The sequence below is a fragment of the Bartonella sp. AA81SXKL genome (assembly GCF_042196945.1).
Taxonomy (GTDB): Bacteria; Pseudomonadota; Alphaproteobacteria; order Rhizobiales; family Rhizobiaceae; genus Bartonella.
In genome coordinates, this window is record NZ_JBHIRH010000272.1 from 1 (window position 1) to 680 (window position 680).

The 680-nt window shown below is 38.8% G+C and carries 1 pseudogene; it reads left to right on the top strand.

Annotated elements, in window-relative coordinates:
• Positions 1–680: pseudogene (locus tag ACFINZ_RS11040) on the top strand (damage-inducible protein); the annotation flags it as partial.

The following is a 680-nucleotide window of genomic DNA, read 5'->3' on the forward strand; positions in this document are numbered from 1 at the left end:
AAGCCCATAGAACCACTGGGGTTTCATTGGGAACTGACAATAATGAATCTGATTTTATCAAGGTTCACGATAACAGCATCATTCAAGGCAAAAAACGTCTGTATATGACAGCAACCCCTAAGATCTTTACCGATGATGCCAAAAAGAATGCCAAAGAGATTAATGCCGTTCTGGCCTCTATGGATGATGAAGAGCTCTATGGAAAAGAGCTTTATATCTATACCTTCTCAAAAGCCGTTCAAAATGAATTGCTCGCACCTTATAAGATTATTGTTTTGGGTGTTAATGAAGAGGAAGTGAGTGCATCCATTCAACATCTGATGACCGATGAGAATTATGAACTTATTCTTGATGATAAAACCAAGATCATAGGCTGTTATCAAGCTCTTAGTAAAATAGATCTAAAAGTTGATTTGAGTGATGACCTCAATCCCATGCGGCGGGCTTTGGCTTTTTGCAAAGATATTAAAACTTCTGAACGTATCCGTGATACCTTCAATTCTCCAGAAATACAGAAAGAATTATATAATCTTCATAAGCTCTATAAAGAGACGCCGCCTCTTCAGTGTACCTTTGCTCATATTGATGGAACGCAAAGTGCCAAGAAGCGCAATGAAGCCCTTGATTGGTTAAAGGAAGATGCGGGGGAAAATACTTGTCGTGTACTGACCAATGTAAGA